General features: G+C 64.6%; 18 protein-coding genes and 1 pseudogene. 8 read left to right on the top strand and 11 right to left on the bottom strand.

All coding sequences use genetic code 11. The features are described 5' to 3' along the window. Nucleotides 1-77 precede the first annotated feature (77 nt). On the top strand, nucleotides 78-761 hold the full coding sequence (locus AC3RCJ_RS17295) for an RNA polymerase sigma factor (RefSeq protein ID WP_492958492.1): 684 nt from the start codon (nucleotides 78-80) through the stop codon (nucleotides 759-761). A 183-nt stretch (nucleotides 762-944) separates the two neighbouring features. Here AC3RCJ_RS17295 and AC3RCJ_RS17290 read toward each other — a convergent pair whose 3' ends face one another. The 4 genes from AC3RCJ_RS17290 to AC3RCJ_RS17275 all read right to left on the bottom strand — a co-directional run bounded on the left by AC3RCJ_RS17290 (nucleotide 945) and on the right by AC3RCJ_RS17275 (nucleotide 5,382). Beyond that, complete coding sequence (locus tag AC3RCJ_RS17290) at nucleotides 945-1,664, bottom strand: SDR family oxidoreductase (protein WP_492958494.1); 720 nt, start codon at nucleotides 1,662-1,664, stop codon at nucleotides 945-947. Between the two features lie 87 nt (nucleotides 1,665-1,751). Further along, nucleotides 1,752-2,711, bottom strand: a complete 960-nt coding sequence (locus AC3RCJ_RS17285) for a VOC family protein (protein WP_492958496.1) — start codon at nucleotides 2,709-2,711, stop codon at nucleotides 1,752-1,754. Then, a complete protein-coding gene (locus tag AC3RCJ_RS17280; protein ID WP_492958498.1) occupies nucleotides 2,711-4,477 on the bottom strand; it encodes an FAD-dependent monooxygenase in 1,767 nt (588 codons plus the stop codon). Before AC3RCJ_RS17280 ends, AC3RCJ_RS17285 begins: the two co-directional genes overlap by 1 nt. 59 nt (nucleotides 4,478-4,536) lie before the next feature. Beyond that, nucleotides 4,537-5,382: a fumarylacetoacetate hydrolase family protein gene (locus tag AC3RCJ_RS17275; RefSeq protein WP_492958500.1), complete on the bottom strand. Its 846-nt coding sequence runs from the start codon at nucleotides 5,380-5,382 to the stop codon at nucleotides 4,537-4,539. A 194-nt stretch (nucleotides 5,383-5,576) separates the two neighbouring features. On the opposite strand from AC3RCJ_RS17275, the gene AC3RCJ_RS17270 reads away from it, so the two are divergent. Beyond that, on the top strand, nucleotides 5,577-6,326 hold the full coding sequence (locus AC3RCJ_RS17270) for an FCD domain-containing protein (protein WP_492958502.1): 750 nt from the start codon (nucleotides 5,577-5,579) through the stop codon (nucleotides 6,324-6,326). On the opposite strand, the pseudogene AC3RCJ_RS17265 reads toward AC3RCJ_RS17270, so the two are convergent. Continuing rightward, a pseudogene (locus tag AC3RCJ_RS17265) lies at nucleotides 6,320-6,439 on the bottom strand (hydrolase); the annotation flags it as partial. The gene AC3RCJ_RS17270 and the pseudogene AC3RCJ_RS17265 overlap by 7 nt on opposite strands. 430 nt (nucleotides 6,440-6,869) lie before the next feature. On the opposite strand from AC3RCJ_RS17265, the gene AC3RCJ_RS17260 reads away from it, so the two are divergent. Next, nucleotides 6,870-9,101 (top strand): NADP-dependent isocitrate dehydrogenase, encoded by a 2,232-nt coding sequence (locus tag AC3RCJ_RS17260; RefSeq protein WP_492958504.1) that lies wholly within the window; start codon nucleotides 6,870-6,872, stop codon nucleotides 9,099-9,101. Between the two features lie 89 nt (nucleotides 9,102-9,190). On the opposite strand, the gene AC3RCJ_RS17255 is transcribed toward AC3RCJ_RS17260, so the two are convergent. From AC3RCJ_RS17255 to AC3RCJ_RS17245, 3 genes are all read right to left on the bottom strand, one after another. Next, a complete protein-coding gene (locus AC3RCJ_RS17255) occupies nucleotides 9,191-9,634 on the bottom strand; it encodes a DUF411 domain-containing protein (protein WP_492958506.1) in 444 nt (147 codons plus the stop codon). Between the two features lie 81 nt (nucleotides 9,635-9,715). Next, a complete protein-coding gene (locus AC3RCJ_RS17250) occupies nucleotides 9,716-10,084 on the bottom strand; it encodes a hypothetical protein (protein ID WP_492958508.1) in 369 nt (122 codons plus the stop codon). Between the two features lie 64 nt (nucleotides 10,085-10,148). Next, on the bottom strand, nucleotides 10,149-11,507 hold the full coding sequence (locus AC3RCJ_RS17245; RefSeq protein WP_492958510.1) for a sensor domain-containing protein: 1,359 nt from the start codon (nucleotides 11,505-11,507) through the stop codon (nucleotides 10,149-10,151). A 263-nt stretch (nucleotides 11,508-11,770) separates the two neighbouring features. On the opposite strand from AC3RCJ_RS17245, the gene AC3RCJ_RS17240 reads away from it, so the two are divergent. After that, nucleotides 11,771-13,399, top strand: a complete 1,629-nt coding sequence (locus AC3RCJ_RS17240) for a hypothetical protein (protein ID WP_492958512.1) — start codon at nucleotides 11,771-11,773, stop codon at nucleotides 13,397-13,399. Between the two features lie 74 nt (nucleotides 13,400-13,473). On the opposite strand, the gene AC3RCJ_RS17235 is transcribed toward AC3RCJ_RS17240, so the two are convergent. Further along, nucleotides 13,474-14,838, bottom strand: a complete 1,365-nt coding sequence (locus AC3RCJ_RS17235; RefSeq protein ID WP_492958514.1) for an amino acid permease — start codon at nucleotides 14,836-14,838, stop codon at nucleotides 13,474-13,476. Between the two features lie 189 nt (nucleotides 14,839-15,027). Here AC3RCJ_RS17235 and AC3RCJ_RS17230 point away from each other — a divergent pair, with 189 nt between their 5' ends. After that, entirely contained in the window at nucleotides 15,028-15,711 is a 684-nt protein-coding gene (locus tag AC3RCJ_RS17230) for a YoaK family protein (protein ID WP_492958516.1), read from the top strand. 16 nt (nucleotides 15,712-15,727) lie between these two features. On the opposite strand, the gene AC3RCJ_RS17225 is transcribed toward AC3RCJ_RS17230, so the two are convergent. Next, the gene (locus tag AC3RCJ_RS17225; protein WP_492958518.1) at nucleotides 15,728-16,171 is read right to left on the bottom strand and encodes an acyl-CoA thioesterase; all 444 of its coding nucleotides are present in this window, start codon (nucleotides 16,169-16,171) and stop codon (nucleotides 15,728-15,730) included. Nucleotides 16,172-16,306: 135 nt separating this feature from the next. On the opposite strand from AC3RCJ_RS17225, the gene AC3RCJ_RS17220 reads away from it, so the two are divergent. From AC3RCJ_RS17220 to AC3RCJ_RS17210, 3 genes are read left to right on the top strand one after another with little or no spacing between them, the layout of a single operon-like run. Next, nucleotides 16,307-17,041 (top strand): GntR family transcriptional regulator, encoded by a 735-nt coding sequence (locus AC3RCJ_RS17220; RefSeq protein ID WP_492958520.1) that lies wholly within the window; start codon nucleotides 16,307-16,309, stop codon nucleotides 17,039-17,041. Continuing rightward, entirely contained in the window at nucleotides 17,016-17,783 is a 768-nt protein-coding gene (locus tag AC3RCJ_RS17215) for an SDR family NAD(P)-dependent oxidoreductase (RefSeq protein ID WP_492958522.1), read from the top strand. The genes AC3RCJ_RS17220 and AC3RCJ_RS17215 overlap by 26 nt, the downstream gene beginning before the upstream one ends. A gap of 34 nt (nucleotides 17,784-17,817) precedes the next feature. Then, nucleotides 17,818-18,510 carry an aspartate/glutamate racemase family protein gene (locus tag AC3RCJ_RS17210; protein ID WP_492958524.1) on the top strand — a complete coding sequence of 231 codons (693 nt, stop codon included), beginning with the start codon at nucleotides 17,818-17,820 and terminating at the stop codon, nucleotides 18,508-18,510. On the opposite strand, the gene AC3RCJ_RS17205 is transcribed toward AC3RCJ_RS17210, so the two are convergent. Then, nucleotides 18,511-19,050, bottom strand: coding sequence for a heme-degrading domain-containing protein (locus tag AC3RCJ_RS17205; RefSeq protein ID WP_492958526.1), 540 nt, complete (start codon nucleotides 19,048-19,050; stop codon nucleotides 18,511-18,513). Between the last annotated feature and the right edge of the window lie 23 nt (nucleotides 19,051-19,073).

Genomic DNA, 19,073 nt, shown 5'->3' with positions numbered 1-19,073 from the left:
TCCCCCTTTTTTGCTGCCGACGTCGCGCTGCCCCGAAGCCCGCGCGTCGTGCAGACGTACACCGAGGTATATCCGTCATGAACCTGAGTATCCTGGATGGCCTGAAGGCGTCCAATGTTGTCGAGGAGCTCGCTGGAGAAGCATGCAGCGAGCATGGCCAGGGCATCGTGCTGCGCGATTTCGTGGCGGCGAACTACGCCCGCCTGCACCGTCGGCTGATGCGCAATCTCGGCTGCCCCGACCTGGCCAGCGATTGCCTGCACGATGCCTGGCTGCGGCTGGCGGGCGCGAGTACTCCGGTTTCCGTGCAAAACCCGAACGCCTATGTCTACCGCGTGGCCTGCAACGTGGCGATGGACTACCTGCGCGGCAAGCGCTGCACGCAGCACGACGACGAGGCGGCTATCGACCATTTGACGGACCCGGCCCCCGGTCCTGACCTCATCGCCCTGGCCCGCTCCGACCTGGCCGCGGTCGAGCGCGCGATGCAGCGCATGCCATTTCGGCATCGTTCTGTCCTGGTTGCCCTGCGGATAGAAGAAAAGTCGCGCCAGGAAGTGGCGGACGAGTACCAGGTGTCGCTGACCGTGATCGATACGATGCTGCGCCAGGCCCTCGATCACTGCGCCCGCGAAACCGGGCAGAAGGCAAGCGGTGGCATCAGCCAGGCGCGGCGAGGTTTCTCGCGGCGCTGGCAAGCCAAGGTGCTCGCCGCGGAGGCCACTGCGCTGCTGCACCATCGCAGCGGTGTCCGGCACTGACACGGCGAAGAAAAGCCCCGTAAGGACGGCGGCAAGGATGGCGGGCTTGCGCGCGCTCACCTCGACAGGCAAGACATTGATCAGGCGTGGCGCCGCCAGTTGCGCCAGAGCCTGGGAAGCGCTCAGGACTTCCAGCGCCATCGTCTTGCCGGCGAGCATGCGCTGGCGCCGGGCGATCCGGGCTTACACCAAGCGAATGCCGCCATCGATTTCGAGATCGGTGCCATTGACTGCCCGATTGTCGAGCAGGAAAAACACCCCATGCACCACATCGGCGACCGAAGCCAGGCGCCGTGCCGGCGTACGCGCCGCCATATGCTCAAAGACCGCATTTCTGCTCGGGGCAATCCCTGCTTGCCAGGCGGCCGAATCAGGAACCATGCCCGGGGAAATACAATTGACCCGGATCGGGGCCAGCTCCACGGCCATGGTCGCGGTGAGGCCGACCACGCCCGCGTTGACGGCCGACACCATGGTCGAGCCCGGGTAAGGTTTCACCTTCGACACGCCGCCGAACAGCACCACGGACGACTCTGGTAGTAAACGGGGCAGGGCGGCGCGCGTGGCCTCCGGATAGCCAACCAGTTTCAGGCGCGAGAGTATTTCCGCGTCCTTGATCGCAAGATCCTTGATGCTGGTATTGACGCGGTGGATGGACGTGATGACGAGATGGTGGATCGGCGGCCCCTCGGCCAGGGCCGCCTGTATCGAATCGGAATGCGTCAGGTCGATGCCGATGCTGCGCGTTTGCGGGCTGATGCTGGCAGCGATGCTGGCAGCGCGGCCACCATCGCGGCCGCCGATGGTGACCAGGCAGCCGAGCGAATGGGCCGCCTGGGCGATGGCCAGGCCGATTCCTGACGTGCCGCCGATAATGACGATGTGTTCCGTTGCCTTGGGCATAATTTATTCCGTTTTTGGTGTTGCAATGAGCCGCAGCCTGCTTCAATACTCTGCGCAGGACACGGGATGCGGATACGCCGCCAGGTCTCAGCGTTCCCCGTTCTCGATGAAGCAGGCGGGCATCGCCGGCCCCCACATATACAGCGCATCCTCCGACGGATGGTCGCCGCTGGCCCAGTGCGCCCCCGCGGGCACATAGTCCATGTGCGCCGAGTATTCCCAGAACGATCCCCATGGGTCGCGGACGTAATAGAAGTAATTGGAACCGAGCGTATGCTGCGACAGGCCCCAGCCTTCCCGGTAGCCGGCGTCGCGCATCTGCTCGCTGCCCCAGCCGATATGATCGATGCCTGGCACATCCCAGGCGCTGTGATGCCAGCCCTTGTTCGCATCCTGGACAAAGGCCACCAGGTGATGGTCGGAACCATGTCGGCCATGCATGAAGGCAACAATGTCGCGCGAGCGGTCCGATAGCCGCAAGCCCAGGACGCGCGCGTAAAACTGCAGCGCGCGCTCGATATCCGGGGTGAACATCAACACGTGCGACAGGCGCGTCGGCTGGGCTTTCGGGCGCGCGGCGCGGCCCAGCGCTCCGCGCGCACCGGCCGGCACATTGAACACTTGCAGGAGTTCCTTGCCGTAAGGCGAGGTTTTCGGGCCAGCCTTGATCTGCAGCAAATTGCCATCGGGATCATGCAGCCAGAATCCCTGCGCGTCGGACTGCGGCGGGGCAGGCACGATGCGGGCGCCCTGGGCCTCGGCCTGGGCCAGCAAGGCGTCGAACTCTTCCGCATAACAGTTAAAGCTCAGGTAGGCGAGCCGCTTGGCCGGACCCGGGGAGATATGCGCCCAGCGGTGAGCGTCGCCAAGGGCACGCACGTCGAAACCGTCGCCCCTGTCATCGAGGCGCAGTCCGAAGGCGTGCAGGAAATGCCGCGCCTGTTCCAGGTCCGGTACCTGCAGCGCAAAATGGTCGATGGAGTGAATGCCGAAGAGCGCAGGCAGGTCTGGCGTGGCATCATGACTCGATACTTGATGGAGTGACATTACAATCCTCCCGTCCGGGCACTGGTGCCCTGCAGTATTGCCGCCAGCACCGCGCGCAATTGCGCCGCCGGCTCGCTTGCGCCTTGCTGGACGCGCCAGGCGATGTGGCGATCGGGGCGCACCAGTACGCAGCCGGACTCATCCATATTGCGCACTTGCGCCCAGCGGCCGTGCACATCGAGCACCTCGCAGCCGGGGCCGATCGCAAATGCCGCCAGTTCCACGCCCAGTTCGGCCGCGACGGCCTCGCAAGCGGCCAGCCACGGTTTGCCGGCCAGGCCGGTGAGCAGGGTGAAGCGTCCCTTGCCGCACAAATCCAGGGTCGACAGGCGCTGCTGGCGGTATTCGAGCCAGGCATGGGGAAGCGACGCGCCCGGATACGTGCTGGGCTGATGGTACAGCTCGGGATCGCGCAAGACGGGGTCCGGCTCGGCAGTGCCGCGGATGACCGCGTCCGATGCATATACCTGGCCCAGTTCCACGCCATGGCAGTTGAACTGGTAGTTTTGCAGCTGGACCGCGGCATCGAGCGTCGTCCTGCGCGCGCGCCCCTGTGCTGAATCGCTGAGCAGTTCCTGCACATTGTGCCAGCCTTCCTGCACCGACTGGCCCGGCTGGAAGCCGATGGCGTCGGCGATGGCCTGCATGTCCTGCACCGACTGCAGCGCGCGGTCGATCACCTTGCGGGCCACGGGCTGGCGCTCGGCCGAATAGGTATCGAGCAGGGCATCGCCGGCCTGGCCCTTGAGCACCATGGCGAGCTTCCAGGCCAGATTGAAGCTGTCCTGTATCGAGGTGTTCGTTCCCAGGCCGTTGGCCGGCGGATGGCGGTGCGCGGCATCGCCGGCAAGAAACACGCGGCCGCGCCGCATGTCCCGGGCCACCACATGGTTGATCTTCCACTTGTTGGCCGACTTGACCCGGATGGCAATGCCGGGGTCGCCAATGATGGCGCGCGCACGCGCCACGATGGCCTCGTCGCTCAGGTCGGGCTCGCCTTGCGCAGGATCATACATGAACAGCATCACCCATTCCTTCCAGGGCCGCACGCAGACAAAGGTGCCGGCTCCCAGCCAGTCATTATTGCCGGGCTGCGTCATCCAGTACAGCACGCCTGGACGGTGGGCGCAATACTGGCTCAGGTCCACTTCCAGCCAGCAGTTGACGGCGGCGGCCAGGCCCATTTCCCCTTCCAGCTCAAAGCCGATGTCGCGCGCGACCAGGCTGTTGCCGCCGTCGGCGCCGATCGCATAGTGCGCGCGCACCCGAAAAACCTCGCCTGTCGGCAAGTCCTTCAAGTCCGCCACGACCGCGTCGCCTTCTTGCACGATCCGCGTCAGTTCCGTGTTGAACAGGAACGGCGCGCCCGCCTCGCGCGCCGCGCCGAGGATCACGGGTTCGAGCAGGTGCTGGGGAACGTTGCACATTTCGCAAGGACTGGCCGTTTCGTAATCGAGCTTGCGCTGTTCGCCCGTGCCCCACGTTTGCAGCCTGGCCAGCTCCGTGCCGGTGAAGCTGGTGGCCCAGACGTTATTCATCATGAGCTGGTTCGGCGTGGCGATGGCGCGTACGCGCTCTTCGATGCCCAGGTCGCGCAACACCTCGACCGTGCGCTGATTGGTGATGTGCGCGCGGGGCGAATTGGCCGTGGCCGGATAGCGCGACACGGTCAGGGTGTCGATGCCATATTGGGCCAGCAAGGCCGTGGCGGCCAGTCCCGCCGGTCCGGCGCCGACGACCAGTACCGCGACTTCTATTTCACGCATGTTTGTCTCCTCTATCTACTGTCTTTTTATAGGCAATGCTGTTGCTTTCAGGACTGCCGCTAGGCAGCGGCTTCGTCGGCGATGGGATTGACCAGCACGCCCAGCCCCTCGATCGCCACTTCGCACACGTCGCCATGGCGCATCAGCAGCCTCGGTTCGCGTGCCCAGCCGATGCCCGATGGCGTGCCGGCAACGATCACGTCGCCCGCCTCCAGGGTCACCGCTTCGCTCAGGATCGAGATCAGGGCGGCGACATCGAAGAGCATGTCGGCGGTATTGGCCGACTGCACCACCACGCCGTTCAGGCGCGTTTCCAGGCGCAGGCCGCTGGCGCCGGGCGGCAATTCGTCGGGCGTCACCAGGAAAGGGCCGAAACCGCCGGTGGCGTCGAAATTCTTGCCGATTGTCCATTGCGGCGACTTGAACTGGAATTCGCGCACCGAGCCATCGTTGAAGATCGAGTAGCCGGCGACGTGTTCGAGGGCCGCGGCGCGCGCGATATGCCGGCCGCCGCTCTTCAGCACCACCGCCAGTTCGCCCTCGAAATCGAGCGAATCCGAGACCAGTGGACGCACGATGGGCTGGCCATGGCCGGTCAGGCTGGTGTGGAAGCGGTTGAACACGGTGGGGTAGCCCGGCTGCTCGTAGATGCTTTCCCGCGTGTGGTCGGCATAGTTGAGGCCGATGCAGATGATTTTGGGAGGACGGGCCAGCGGCGGCAGGCAGCTCACGCTGTCCAGGGCGAAGACGGGACCGTGTTCGCCCGCTTCCGTGGCAAAACTGCACAGATCGATGCCGGCGGCGAGCAGGTCGCCCATGTCGTGCAGGCCCAGACTCCGTACTTCATTGCCGCGGACGAGGCCAAGATGGCGCTCGCCATGAAGGGAAAATTGCAGGAATTTCATCAGTGTTCTCGCTTGTGAACGTTGCGTAAGCACCGGCCGGTAAGGCTGCGGCCAGTGCATGTCCGGACAGCGCTTGCGCCGCCGCCATGCAGGAAAGTATAGGCAGAAAAAATATACAAAACAAGAAAAATATACAAAATGCGTAAAATATTGTTTTCCAGGGGCCTACGCTATAATGTCATCAAGGAGAGCATATGAATGAATCTGCAACTGCCGCGCATGGCGCCGAGATGGCCAGCCCGCGCACCATGGCGTCCATGCTGGCCGACCGCATTCGCGACGACATCATTGCCGGCGCCTTGGCGCCGGAAAGCAAATTGCGCCTGAAGGACTTGTCCGTCCGTTATGACGCGGGCGTGATACCGCTGCGCGAAGCGCTGTCGCGGCTGGCGATGACAGGCTTTGTGCGTGCCGAGGACCAGCGCGGCTTTCGCGTCACCGGCATCTCTACCGAAGAACTGAACGACATTACCCAGACGCGCCAGCGCATCGAAACGGATGCGCTCAGCAATGCAATCGCGCATGGCGACATCGAATGGGAAGGGCGCATGCTGTCCTCGTTCCACCGGCTTTCCAGGCTGAGCATGACGAATCTCCCGGGCGCGGCGCTGAACCGCGAGTGGGAACTGGCCCACGATGCCTTCCACGAAGCCATCCTGTCCGCTTGCACGTCGCGCTGGCTGCTGCATTTCGCCCAAGTGTTGCGCGACCAGACGGCCCGCTACCGCCACCTGTCGGTACGGGCTGAAACGGCCGAGCCGCGCGACGTGGCGGCCGAACACAAGGCGCTGCTCGACGCCATCCTGGCGCGCGACACGGGCGTGGCGTGCGACTTGCTGACGCGCCATTTCGCCACCACGACGCGCATGGTACTGGCCAGCGTGGCCGGCGCGCCGCGGCGCCCGGCCCCGGCGCGCAAGGCCCAGGCCGCGCGGCAGGCCTGAGCGCGCGGCACCGGCGGCGTCAGCTGCGGCCAAACCAGTCCCGCGCCGACGTTGACGGTCGAATGGACGATGGGCAAGCCGTAGGCCATGGCCGCCTTCGAGGCGCCAACGATATATGCGTTTGCATTACCCGCTATCGGCAAGGCAGCAGGCGCCTTCCATCGAATGGCCGATGCTGAAAGGCGATTTTGGATAGTAATCCTGCAAATACTTTTGCAATAGAGCATAAATCCGCACGCAGTGTTCCAAAAATAGAACGATCTTTGCTGTCTGCACCCGCGCGGCGTAATGCCGGCCATGGCCAGGTGCAGGAACGGCGCCATTGCGGCGCGCCTGGCGTCTCGTCATCCGGTGGGGCGTTTTGCGATGCAAAACCGGAGTTTACACAAATTGCGGCAGGACAGTCTAAAATAGATGGTTAGGCTAGGGCAGGCCTCCGGGCCGAGACACAAGCCGTCCAGGGCAGGGTCAACCACCATGTGTTTGGAACGAAGTAAGTTAACCACCTGAACCACAGGCATCACCGCATACAAGGGAATGAACATGGCAACACAAAAATCCAAAATCATCTACACGCTGACTGACGAGGCGCCGCTGCTGGCGACGTATTCCCTGCTGCCAATTATCAAAAAATTCACCGCGCCGGCTGGCGTGGACGTGGTTTCCAGCGATATTTCGGTGGCGGCGCGCGTCCTGGCTGAATTCCCCGAATTCCTGACGGACGAGCAAAAAGTTCCGAATACCCTGGCTGAACTGGGCAAGCTGACCCAGAATCCCGACACCAACATCATCAAATTGCCGAACATCAGCGCCTCCCAGGGCCAGCTGATCACCTGCGTGCGCGAGCTGCAAGGCCGCGGCTACAAGCTGCCCGACTATCCGGAAGACGCGAAGAGCGACGAAGAAAAGGCACTGAAGGCCCGCTACGGCAAGTGCATCGGCAGCTCGGTCAACCCGGTGTTGCGTGAAGGCAATTCCGACCGCCGCGCGCCGAAGGCCGTCAAGGAATATGCGCGCAAGCATCCGCATTCGATGGGCGAGTGGAGCCAGGCTTCGCGCACCCACGTGTCGCATATGCACCATGGCGACTTCTACCATGGCGAAAAATCCATGACGCTCGACAGTGCGCGCGATGTCAAGATGGAACTGGTCACGGCCTCCGGTAAGACCATCGTGCTGAAACCGAAGGTGGCGCTGCAAGCGGGCGAGATCATCGACAGCATGTTCATGAGCAAGAAAGCGCTGCTGGAATTCTACGAGCGCGAACTGGAAGATGCGCGCAAGACGGGCGTGATGTTCTCGCTGCACGTCAAGGCCACCATGATGAAGGTGTCCCACCCGATCGTGTTTGGCCACTGCGTGCGCATTTTCTACAAGGAAGCGTTCGCCAAGCACGCCGAACTGTTCGACAAGCTGGGCGTGAATGTCAATAACGGCATGAGCAACCTGTACGACAAGATCGATACCTTGCCAGCGTCGCAAAAGGATGAAATCCTCAAGGACCTGCACGCCTGCCACGCCAACCGTCCGGAACTGGCCATGGTCGATTCGGCCAAGGGCATCACCAACTTCCATTCGCCGAACGACATCATCGTCGACGCGTCGATGCCAGCCATGATCCGCATCGGCGGCAAGATGTGGGGCGCCGACGGCCGTCCGAAGGACGTCAAGGCAGTCATGCCGGAATCGACTTTCGCGCGGATCTACCAAGAAATGATCGGTTTCTGCAAATGGCATGGCAACTTCGATCCGAAGACCATGGGCACCGTGCCGAACGTGGGCCTGATGGCGCAGCAAGCGGAAGAGTACGGCTCGCATGACAAGACCTTCGAAGTGCCCGAAGGCGGCATCGCCAACATCACCGACCTGGCCACGGGCGAAGTGCTGCTGACGCAAACGGTGGAAGAGGGCGATATCTGGCGCATGTGCCAGGTCAAGGACGCGCCGATCCGCGACTGGGTCAAGCTGGCCGTCACGCGCGCGCGCAACTCGGGCATGCCTGCCGTGTTCTGGCTCGATTCCTACCGTCCGCACGAGAACGAAGTCATCAAGAAGGTACAGGTTTACCTGAAGGATCACGACACCAAGGGCCTGGACATCCAGATCATGTCGCAGACGCGCGCCATGCGCTACACGCTGGAACGCGCCTTCCGCGGCCTGGACACCATTTCCGTGACCGGCAACATCCTGCGCGACTACCTGACCGACCTGTTCCCTATCCTGGAACTGGGCACCAGCGCCAAGATGCTGTCCATCGTGCCATTGATGGCCGGTGGCGGCATGTACGAGACGGGCGCCGGCGGTTCCGCGCCGAAGCACGTCAAGCAGCTGGTGGAAGAAAACCACCTGCGCTGGGATTCGCTGGGCGAATTCCTGGCCCTGGCCGTGTCGCTGGAAGACATGGGCATCAAGACCGGCAACGCCAAGGCGAAACTGCTGGCCAAGACCCTGGATGAAGCGACGGGTAAGTTGCTCGACAACAACAAGTCGCCATCGCCACGCACCGGTGAACTCGACAACCGTGGCAGCCATTTCTACCTGGCCCTGTACTGGGCACAGGCGCTGGCTGCGCAAACGGACGATGCAGAAATGCAAGCTCACTTTGCGCCACTGGCGAAAGCCCTGGCGGAAAACGAGACGAAGATCGTCGAGGAATTGAAGGCCGTGCAAGGCAAGGAAATGGATATCGGCGGTTACTACCTGCCGGATCCGGTGAAAACGGACGCCGTCATGCGTCCGAGCGCCAGCCTGAATGCGGCCCTGGACAGCATCTGATATCGCGCTGATACCGGCGGGCGGTGACTGACCTTGCCGCAGCGCCCAAGAAACGCCGCCGGGAACCTTCCCGGCGGCGTTTTTGCATTTTAGTCGTAGTGCTTGTAGACGGCGGTGGCGCCGTTGGCCTTTACCAGGAAGACGTCGTAGGGATCCTTGCGCGGCCCTTCCATGCCTGGCGATCCCATGGGCATGGCCGGCACGGCCAGGCCTTTTGCCTGCGGCTTGTCGCGCAGCAGGCGCTTGATGTCGCTGGCGGGGACGTGGCCCTCGATCGCATAGCCGTTGACCATGCCCGTGTGGCAGGAGCCGAACTGGTCCGGGATGCCCGCGCGCTGCCGATATTGCGCCGGCATGTCGACGTTCTTTGCGCGCACCGTGAAGCCGTTCGCTTCCAGGTGCCTGACCCATTCGCCGCAGCAGCCGCACGCGGCACTTTTATAGACGTCGATGACGGGGCCGGCCGCCGCGGCGAACAGGGGCAGGCCCAGCACGGCCGCACACGCGCCGCGCTTGAGAAAATTCCGAATCATGGTGTTATCTTTCAAATACGAATAGAGGATGATGGCCGTGGACGCGTTCGTCCAGGCGCATGCTGGTATGGCCGTGAAAGCTCAGGCGTGCCGGGGAGGGCGGCGCGGGCCGTCGGGGATGAAGCCGGCCGGCGGTGGCGTTTCCGTGACCGTCACGTCTTCCGCGCCGCTGCCATCTGGCAGGCCGGTGCCGAAGGAGGCAGGCATGAAGGCGCCCAGGCAGAAGGCGGCGCAGGCGCCGCAGGCGGCGTGCCGCTCGCCGTGCGCATCGGCTGCCAGCGGCGTTTCCCTAGCCTGGTGGCAGGGCGCGGCCGCTGTATCGGCCGGCAAGCCGCGTGCCGCCTGCTGCTGGCCATTTGCGCAGGCCATGCGGATCTCGGCGGCGACCGCTTGCAGCGGCAGCAGCACCATCAGTATCAGGATCAGCCATGTTTTGAAAAGTCGCATCATCGCTGAAAAGTATAGCATGCGCGCGCGGCCGGGACGGCGCGGCGCGCCTGCCGTCGCCGCGCCTTCAATCGGCCATGTGCTGGAAGTCCGGCGCGACCGAGAGGGATTTGGCATCGTACATGGCGCGGTCGGCATGGCGCAGCAGTTGCTGCATGGTTTCGCCATGGTCGGGATAATGCGCCACGCCGATGCTGACGGAAATGCCGAGCTGGCGGCCATCGCCCAGCTGCAGCGGATTGGCCAGCGCCAGGTGGATCTTTTGCTCGATCAGCTTCACGTCGCCAGGCTGGGCATTGTTTTCCAGTAAGACGACGAACTCGTCGCCACCCAGGCGCGCCAGGGTATCGGTTTCACGCATGCAGTCGCGGATGCGGCCCGCCACCGCCTGCAGCAGCAGGTCGCCGCAGGCATGGCCGTAGCGGTCGTTGATCAGCTTGAAGCGGTTCAGGTCCAGAAACAGCAGCGACAGCCGGCCTTCCTGGCGGTGCGCGCGCGCGAAGGCCGTCTGCAGGCGGTCGTGGAACAGGCGGCGATTCGGCAGGCGCGTCAGTTCATCGTGCATGGCCATGAATTGCATGCGCCGATGCAGCTGCTTGCGCTCGATGGCCGTGCCGAGCTGGTTGGCGACGAATTGCAGCAGGTCCTGGTCCTGTTCCGTGTAGGCGCAGCCATCCTGGCAGCTCTGCAAGGCCAGCGCGCCCACGCTGCCCCTGGGCGACTGCAGCGGCACGGCGATCCAGCATTCGGGGGCGGCGCCGGCGGCCGCCTGCAGCGCGCCAGGCAAGCCATCGAGCCTGCCTGGCGCGAGCAGCAGCGCGCGGCCGCCGCGCAAAACTTCCTCGCACAGCAGGCCGGCCAGCGGGACGAGGGCCTGGGGCAGGCTGTCGTCGACATGAAAGCAGAAGTGCGACTGCTGGCCATGCTCGTCATGCAGGGCCACCGTCAGGCCGCAGGCGGGCAGCTGTTCGCCGATGATGTGCAGCATGCGGCGCAACATGGCCGGCAGCTCGTCCGTCGTATGGGCGGCCTCGGATATCGCATACAGGGCCGCCTGTTTCGCCTGCGTCTGCTTGAGTACGGTGATATCGCGCGCCACGGCCACGCGCAGCTGGTCGGCGGGGGACCAGCGGGCGGACCACATGATGTGCACGAGCCGGCCATCCTTGCGGGTATAGCGGTTTTCGAAGTGGACTTGCGCGTGCCCATCCATGATGGCCTGCGCGGCGGCCAGGGTGCGCTGGCGGTCGGCCGGCGCGACCAGGTCGAGCATGACCATGCCGATCATTTCCTGTTGCGTGTAGCCGAAAATGCGCTCGCACGCGGCACTGACGAACACAAAGCGCCCATGCACGTCGACCATGCACACGGCGTCAAGCAATAAATCGGTAAAGCTGGCAACCGGGGCGCTGATTTTGTGTTCCATAGGTTGGTATTCTAATGGACATTCTCTGCCGCGATGGCGGTTGCCGGCGATTCGGCGCCTGCATTGGCGCATCCGCGCCACACCAGGCCGCCTGGACGTGCCGATGCGCTGTTTTCAGCATGAAAAATTTTCACCTGCCGGGCGGCTCATGGTTTGGTATTTCTTGCCGTTAATGCAGTATTGCCTTTATTGCCGGGCCTCGCCCGCCGACAAGGCAGTAAAACCGATCTGTTCTTTCACCATTCAAGCAAGGCTTAGCGACCATGACTTCCGTCTCCTCGATCCAGAGCTGGAATCCGACCCCCACCCGCGCGCCTGTCGCGACGACGGGCAGGGACGACGCGCCACAAGCGGCGTCGGCGTCGACCCCATCGACCATTGTTGCCCTCAGCCAGGCCAGCGTCAACGCCGCCTCCGGCGTGGCGGGCATGGACCCGGCGCCGTCACTGATGTGGGAGCGCGCCTCGCGTGACCCGGTCAGCGACGCCATGGCAAAAAACCTCAACGCGCGTGCCGGCAGCGGCCGTTTCAGCGGCCTGGGCGCCGCGCTGCTCGACCAGCTCAAGGGCGGCGTGACGAACCTGTCGCAATCGGCGCTGCGCACGCCGCCCGGCCTGAAGCCCGATACCTATGCGGCGCTCGGCGCCAATCCCGCCGGCGCGCTGCATGGCACCGGCGACGACAAGGTCAGCCTGAACATCACCACCAGGAGCGGGGTGGAGGTGCGCCTGTCGCTCGACAGCCAGGGCGACGGCCTGGCCGTCCAGATGACCACGAGCGCAGAGCTCAGCGAGGATGAAACGCGCGCGCTGGGCAGCCTGTCGACGGCATTCCAGGATGCCATCGACGGCATGGCGCAGGAGCCGCCGCAGATCAAGCTGGCCGGGTTGATGCAGTTCGATGCGAAGACGCTGGCCTCGGTGGACCTGCGCGCGGAAGTGAAGCTCAATACGGAACCGGAAAGCACCCAGACCCTGTCCTTCCATGCCGATGGCGCGCAAAGAAAGCTCAGTTTCAGCGGCGCGGCCGGCACGCTCGACGTGCAGGTCGATACGAGCAAGCTGGCCAGCCTGGGCAGCCAGGATCAGCAGGCCAGGGCCATGTCCAGCTATATGAAGCAGTTCGACCAGGCGGCCACGCGCGGCCATGCGGACGGCGCGCTGATGGACATGTTCAAGGATGCGTTCAGCGCCATGAACAGCAATTATGGCGATGCCACGCAGCAACTGAGCACCAGTGGCGCCAAGCCCGGCAAGTGGGCGCTGGCGGCCGAGGAGCGCGCCATGCTGACGGGACTGGCCGACTTCAGCGCGTCGGTGTCGCAGACGCCGAAGATGAGCAACCCGATGCGCCTGTCGGAGCAGGACGGCTTTGCCTATGAAGTGTCGCAAAGCACCAGCGTGGCGGGACGCAGCTATGATGACCGTGCCATCTCGCAGCAGCAGAAGTCGCAGCTCAACGCCAGCTTCCACATGCCGCTGACGCCCGGCACGCAGCTGCGCCTGGACGGCGCGGCCGAATCGCAGAATTACACCTATCACCAGATCAGCGATTCGGCCAGCAGCGACGCGCAGATGCAGTACAAGGAAGGCAAGATCGTCAGTGCCAGCCTGCAGCAATCGTCGAGCCAGTCGGAACGCATCATGACGTATGTGATGGGCAAGATGAAATCGGATGTGACGATACCGAGGGAAACGTCGCTGCTGCGCGACCTGGTGTCGACCCTGGGGCCGTACAAGGGGGGCGAGTCCGGCATGAGCTCGGAGAAAAAAGCCGAGCAGCGCACGCAACTGCTATCGGCACTGAATCAGGACATCTTCCTGCAAGCGTATCCGGTACAGGCCAACGGCGCCTGGCAAGCGGGCGAGGCGGCCCAGCCTGCCCTGGCCTGAGCCAGCCCGCGCTGAATGCGCGCATAGGCGACGGCCCGTCTTCCCGCGAAGACGGGCTTGCCTTGCGGCGTGGCTCAGGCGCTGGCCTTGTTCTGCTTGATCCAGTAGCCGATGCCCAGCGCGGCCAGCCACACGGGAATCAGGTAGACGGAAATGCGCAGGCCCGGCGTCAGGTACATGATCACCAGGATGCCGGCCAGGAAGACCAGGCACAGGTAATTGGTGAACGGGTAGCCCAGGCTCTGGAACAGGGTGGTCTTGCCCTCGGCCTTCTTTTGCGCGCGGAAGCGCAGGTGGATCCAGCTGATCATGGCCCAGTTGATGATCAGCGCCGAGACGACGAGGCCCATCAGCACTTCGAACGCTTCGCCCGGCATGAAGTAATTGACCACCACGCAGGCGCCCGTGGCCAGCGCCGACACGCCCAACGCCGCCAGCGGCACGCCGCGGCGGTTCAGACGCAGCAGCGCGCGCGGCGCATTGCCCTGCTTGGCCAGGCCGAACAGCATGCGCGTATTGCAGTACACGCCGCTGTTGTAGACGGACAGTGCCGCCGTCAGCACCACCACGTTCAGGGCCGTGGCCACCAGGTTGCTGTCGAGCGCATGGAAGATCAGCACAAAGGGGCTGCCGCCGGTGACGACGTTCTGCCACGGGTACAGCGACAGCAGGATGCCGAGCGCGCCGATGTAAAAGATCAGGATGCGGTAGATGGCCTGGTTGGTGGCGCGCGGTATCGTCGTGCTGGGGTCGTCGGCCTCGGCCGCCGTGATGCCCACCAGTTCCAGGCCGCCGAACGAGAACATGATGACGGCCATGGCCATCACCAGCCCCTGCCAGCCATTCGGGAAGAAGCCGCCGTGCTGCCACAGGTTGGCGACCGATGCTTGCGGGCCCGCGTCGCCGGAAGCGAGCAGGTAGGCGCCGAAGACGATCATGCCGATGATGGCCACCACCTTGATGATGGCGAACCAGAATTCCATCTCGCCGAAGGCTTTGACATTGAGCAAACTGATGGCGTTGATGGCGCAAAAGAAGATCAGCGCCGAGACCCAGGTGGGCACGCCCGGCCACCAGTACTGCACGTAGATGCCGACGGCCGTCAGTTCGGCCATGCTGACGAGCACATACAGCACCCAGTAATTCCAGCCCGACAAAAAGCCGGGCAGGTGGCCGCAGTATTTGTCGGCGAAGTAGCTGAAGGAGCCGGCCACCGGTTCGTCGACCACCATCTCGCCCAGCTGGCGCATGATCAAAAAGGCGATGACGCCGGCGATGCCATAGCCGAGCAGGACCGAGGGGCCGGCCATCTTGATGGTTTGTGCGATGCCCAGGAACAGGCCGGTGCCGATGGCGCCGCCCAGGGCGATGAGCTGGATGTGGCGGCTTTTCAGGCCGCGCTTGAGCTCTTGTGGTTCGGTATTCCCGACTGCCGTCATATGTTTTATCCTGTTTTTACGGGGCTGAGGTCGCTGATTCTAATGCATGCACGGGCAAATCAGCAGTGAAATGCATGTTGCACTGCGGAGGCGCAAGAAAAGCCCCGCATCTTCGCCGAACGGCGCGCAAAACCGCTGCCGTCCGCCATGGCGGCACGGTATCATGATGGCCAATTTCAAGGAGTGTGTATGAATCTTGCGCAGCGCAGCCGCTTGCAGGGCATCAGCCTGGGCTTTTTGGCCGGCTATGTCGATACCCTGGGCTTTGTCGCCCTGTTTGGCTTGTTTACGGCCCACGTGACGGGCAACTTCGTGCTGATCGGCGCGGCGCTGGCCAATGCCACGCATGCCTCGATCGCCCTCAAGCTGCTGGCTTTCCCCGCCTTCATCCTGGGCGTGGTGGCGGCGCGGCTGTTGACGGTGGCGGCCGAACGGCGCGGCGGCCCGGCGCTGCGCCTGGCGTTGCTGCTGGAACTGGCGCTGCTGCTCGGCTTCATGGTGCTGGGCATGCTGGCCGAACCGGTGACGGCGGAGCCGGGCGCGCTGGCCATGACGGCTGGCCTGTTCGGCGCGGCGGCCATGGGCGCGCACAGCGCCATCAGCCGGCTGCTGCTGGCCCATTTGGCGCCCACGTCCATGATGACGGGCAATGTCACGCAACTCGTCATCGACACGGTCGACGTGCTGCGCGGCGCGGCCGACGGCGCCACGCGCGAACGCTGCGTGAAATTCTTCTGGCCCCTGCTGGGCTTTGCCGTGGGCGCCGTCCTGGCCGCCTTTGCCTACCTGGCCGTGGGTTTTGCGGCGCTGGCCGTGCCGCTGGCCATTTTGCTGGTGCTGATCGCGCTGGAACCGGCGCGCCTTGCGGCCTGATTCTTAATCCTGGCGCTTAATCCTGGCGCGCCGCGACGATGGCCGGTTCGTACGCGGCCAGGAATTCGGGCGGCAAACGGCGCGCGCGGCCGCTGCCCAATTCGATGCAGATCAAGTCCCAGCGTCCGCGCACGACGGTGGCGCCGTCGCTGTCGCGCACCAGCTGGAAGCGCCGCTCCATGCTGGAGCGGCCATCGCTGGCGCACAGCCAGGTGGCCAGGGTCAGCGCTTCGCCGGCCCGTGTCGGCAGCAGGTAGTCGTATTCGCCGCGGCGTATCGCCATGGCCCGGTCCAGGCGCCGGTAATCGTCGAGGTCCAGCCCCAGGGTAGCCGAGTGGTGCCAGGCGATGTGCTCGCACCAGCGCACGTAGACGGCGTTGTTCGTATGCTGCAAGCCGTCGATGTCGTCCGGTGCGGGCGTGACGGGCAGGGTGTGGGCGTGCGGATAATCCCAGTTCAAGTGCGCTCCTTTTGATGCGGTGGCGGCTGATTGTACGTGCTTGCGGCGGTTCCTGTCTGCGGCGCACGTCTGGAAAAACACTGTTTTTCACCTTGATGTATGATGCATCATAATTTCAAAAGATCAAAAACACGCATGAATCATCAATTGGACAGCCTGCAGCACGTCAACCTGGGCAAGTCCGTGTATGCGACGCTGCGTGATGCGCTGGCGGCCGGGCGCTTCCAGCCGAACGACCGGCTGCGCATCCGCGAGCTGGCGCTGCAGCTCGGTACCAGCGTCACGCCCGTGCGCGACGCCATGCTGCAGCTGGTGCAGGAAGAGGCGCTGGTGCTGCGCTCGCCGCGCGACTTCCGCGTGCCCGTGCTCAGCGTGGCGCGCTACCTGGAAATCCGCGCGCTGCGCCTGGAACTGGAAGGGCTGGGCGCGTTCGAGGCGGCGCGGCGCATCGACGCCGCCACCCTGGCCGACCTGGAGCGTTTGCTGCAGGCGAACGAAGAGGCAATTGCGCGGCACGACCTGCCGGCGGCCCTGCAGTGCAACCAGGCGTTCCACCTGGGCCTGGCGCAGGCGGCCGGCATGCCGACATTAAAACGCTTCGTCGAGCACCTGTGGATGCAGACGGCGCCCCTGATCGCCGCCGGCTACGCCAGCTTTTCGCCCGACATGCGGGTCGGCCACCACCACGCCATCATGGCCGCGCTGCGCCGGCGCGACGGCGCGGCCGCGCGGCACGCCATCGAACAGGACATTCTCGACGGCGGCGCGCAGATGCTGGCGTATGTGATGCGCCAGGAGCGCCTGCACGCCGGCGCAACCGAACAAGGACAGGACAAGGAAGAACATGACGCACATCCAGCACAAGATTGAACAGAACGTGGAACAGAAAACCGCCATCGTCACGGGCGCCAGCCGCGGCATCGGCCACGCCGTGGCCGAGCGCTTCCGCAGCCTGGGCTGGCGCGTCATCACCGTCTCGCGCAGCCCGATACCGGGCGGCTGCCCGCGCGGCCAGGAGCACAACACGCATGTGTGCATGGATCTGTCGGACCTGAGCCAGATCGGGCAGATGGTCGATACGCTGCGCCCCATGCTGGGCGACGGCAAGCTGCACGCGCTGGTCAACAATGCGGGCGTGTCGCCGAAGGGGCCGGGCGGCTCGCGCGTCAATTCGCTGACCACCGACATGCAGACGTGGCAGGAAATGTACAACACGAATTTCTTCGCGCCGCTGGCCCTGACGCGCGGCTTCGCGCAGGAACTGTCGAACGCGCACGGCTCCGTGGTGAACCTGTGCTCGATCGCCGGCTACCGCGTGCACCCGTTCGCCGGTTCCGCCTACGCCAGTTCGAAGGCGGCGCTGGCGTCCTTGACGCGCGAAATGGCCAACGACATGGCGCCCATGAATGTGCGCGTGAACGCCATTGCGCCGGGCGAGATCGACACGGCGATTTTATCGCCGGGCACCTCGCACATCGTCGACACGCAGATCCCTTTGCGCCGCCTGGGCACGACGGCCGAAGTGGCGGATCTGGTGGAATTTTTATGCAGCGAGCGCGCCTCGTACATCACGGGTGCGGAAATTCCCATCGATGGCGGCCAGCGCATCTGATACACATCAATACACTACCCTGGGAGACCTCAATATGACCCTGCATATCGGCATCGTCGGCTGTTCCGCCGAAGGCGCGGCCCTGTGCTACCGCACGATCTGCGAAGAGGGCGCGCATGCGCTGGGAGCGTATGCGCATCCGGAAGTGACGCTGCACACGCCGTCGCTGGCGCGCTATGTCGCCTGTTTGAACGCAGGCGACCTGGCCGGCGTGGCCGAGCTGATGCTGGCGTCGGCGCACAAGCTGGCCGCCGCCGGCGCCGATTTCCTGATCTGCCCCGACAACACCATCCACCAGGCATTCGAGCTGGTGGCGCCCCGTTCGCCGCTGCCCTGGCTGCATATCGCCGACGTCGTGGCGGGCGAGGCGGCCGCGCGCGGTTTTCGCCGCGTGGGGCTGACGGGCACGCGCTGGCTGGTCGACAGCGCCGTGTATCCGGATAAACTGGCCGCGCGCGGCATTGCCTGCGTGCGGCCGGGCGAGGACGAGCGCAGCGAGATCAACCGCATCATCATGGGGGAGCTGGTGCCGGGCGTGGTCCAGCCGGGCAGCGTGGCGCGCTTCCAGGCCATCCTCGGCGGCCTGCAAGAGCGGGGCTGCGACGCCGTCATCCTCGGCTGCACGGAAATCCCGCTCATCATCGGCGACGCCAACTCGCCGCTGCCGACCCTCGATTCCACGCGCCTGCTGGCGCGCGCCGCCCTGCGCCGGGCGCTGGCCGCCTGACTATGTAGTCCGCTGCGCGTCCAGTTGTACCTGCAGCTGCGCCTGCAGCGCGGCCACCACCAGCGCATGGTCGTCGGCCTGCGCCAGGCCGGAGATGGTGACCGTGCCGACCAGCCCCACGCCGCGTATCAGCAGGGGGAAGGCGCCGCCGTGGCCCGCGTATTCGGCGTCATCGAGATATTTCACGTCTTCGAAGGTGCTGCCGCGGCTTTTATACGAGATGCCCATGTGGTAGGAGCTGCGGCAAAAGCGCTGCACCGTGTTGTTCTTGCGGCGTATCCAGTCCGCCTGGTCCGCCGTGGCGCCCGTCATGGCGTGATGGAACAGCACCTGGCCGTTGCGCGTGATATTGACGGTGACGGCCTTGCCCCGCTTGCGCACTTCTTCGACGATCCACAGGCCCACGGCCAGCGCGTCATCGTTGTCGAAGCGCTCGAATTGCAGGGATTGTTCCTGTTGCGCCAGGGTGTGCAGCAAATCCGCGTAGTGATCCATCGTCGAGAAGTGTGAGTGGCTGGAAGCGCTACTGTAGCGCACCATGGCGCCGCCGCGCGCGTTTTTTG

Source organism: Janthinobacterium sp. GW822-FHT07H11, assembly GCF_058798615.1.
The sequence above is the reverse complement of the archived record's forward strand: the minus strand, read 5'-3'. Positions and strand labels throughout refer to the sequence as shown.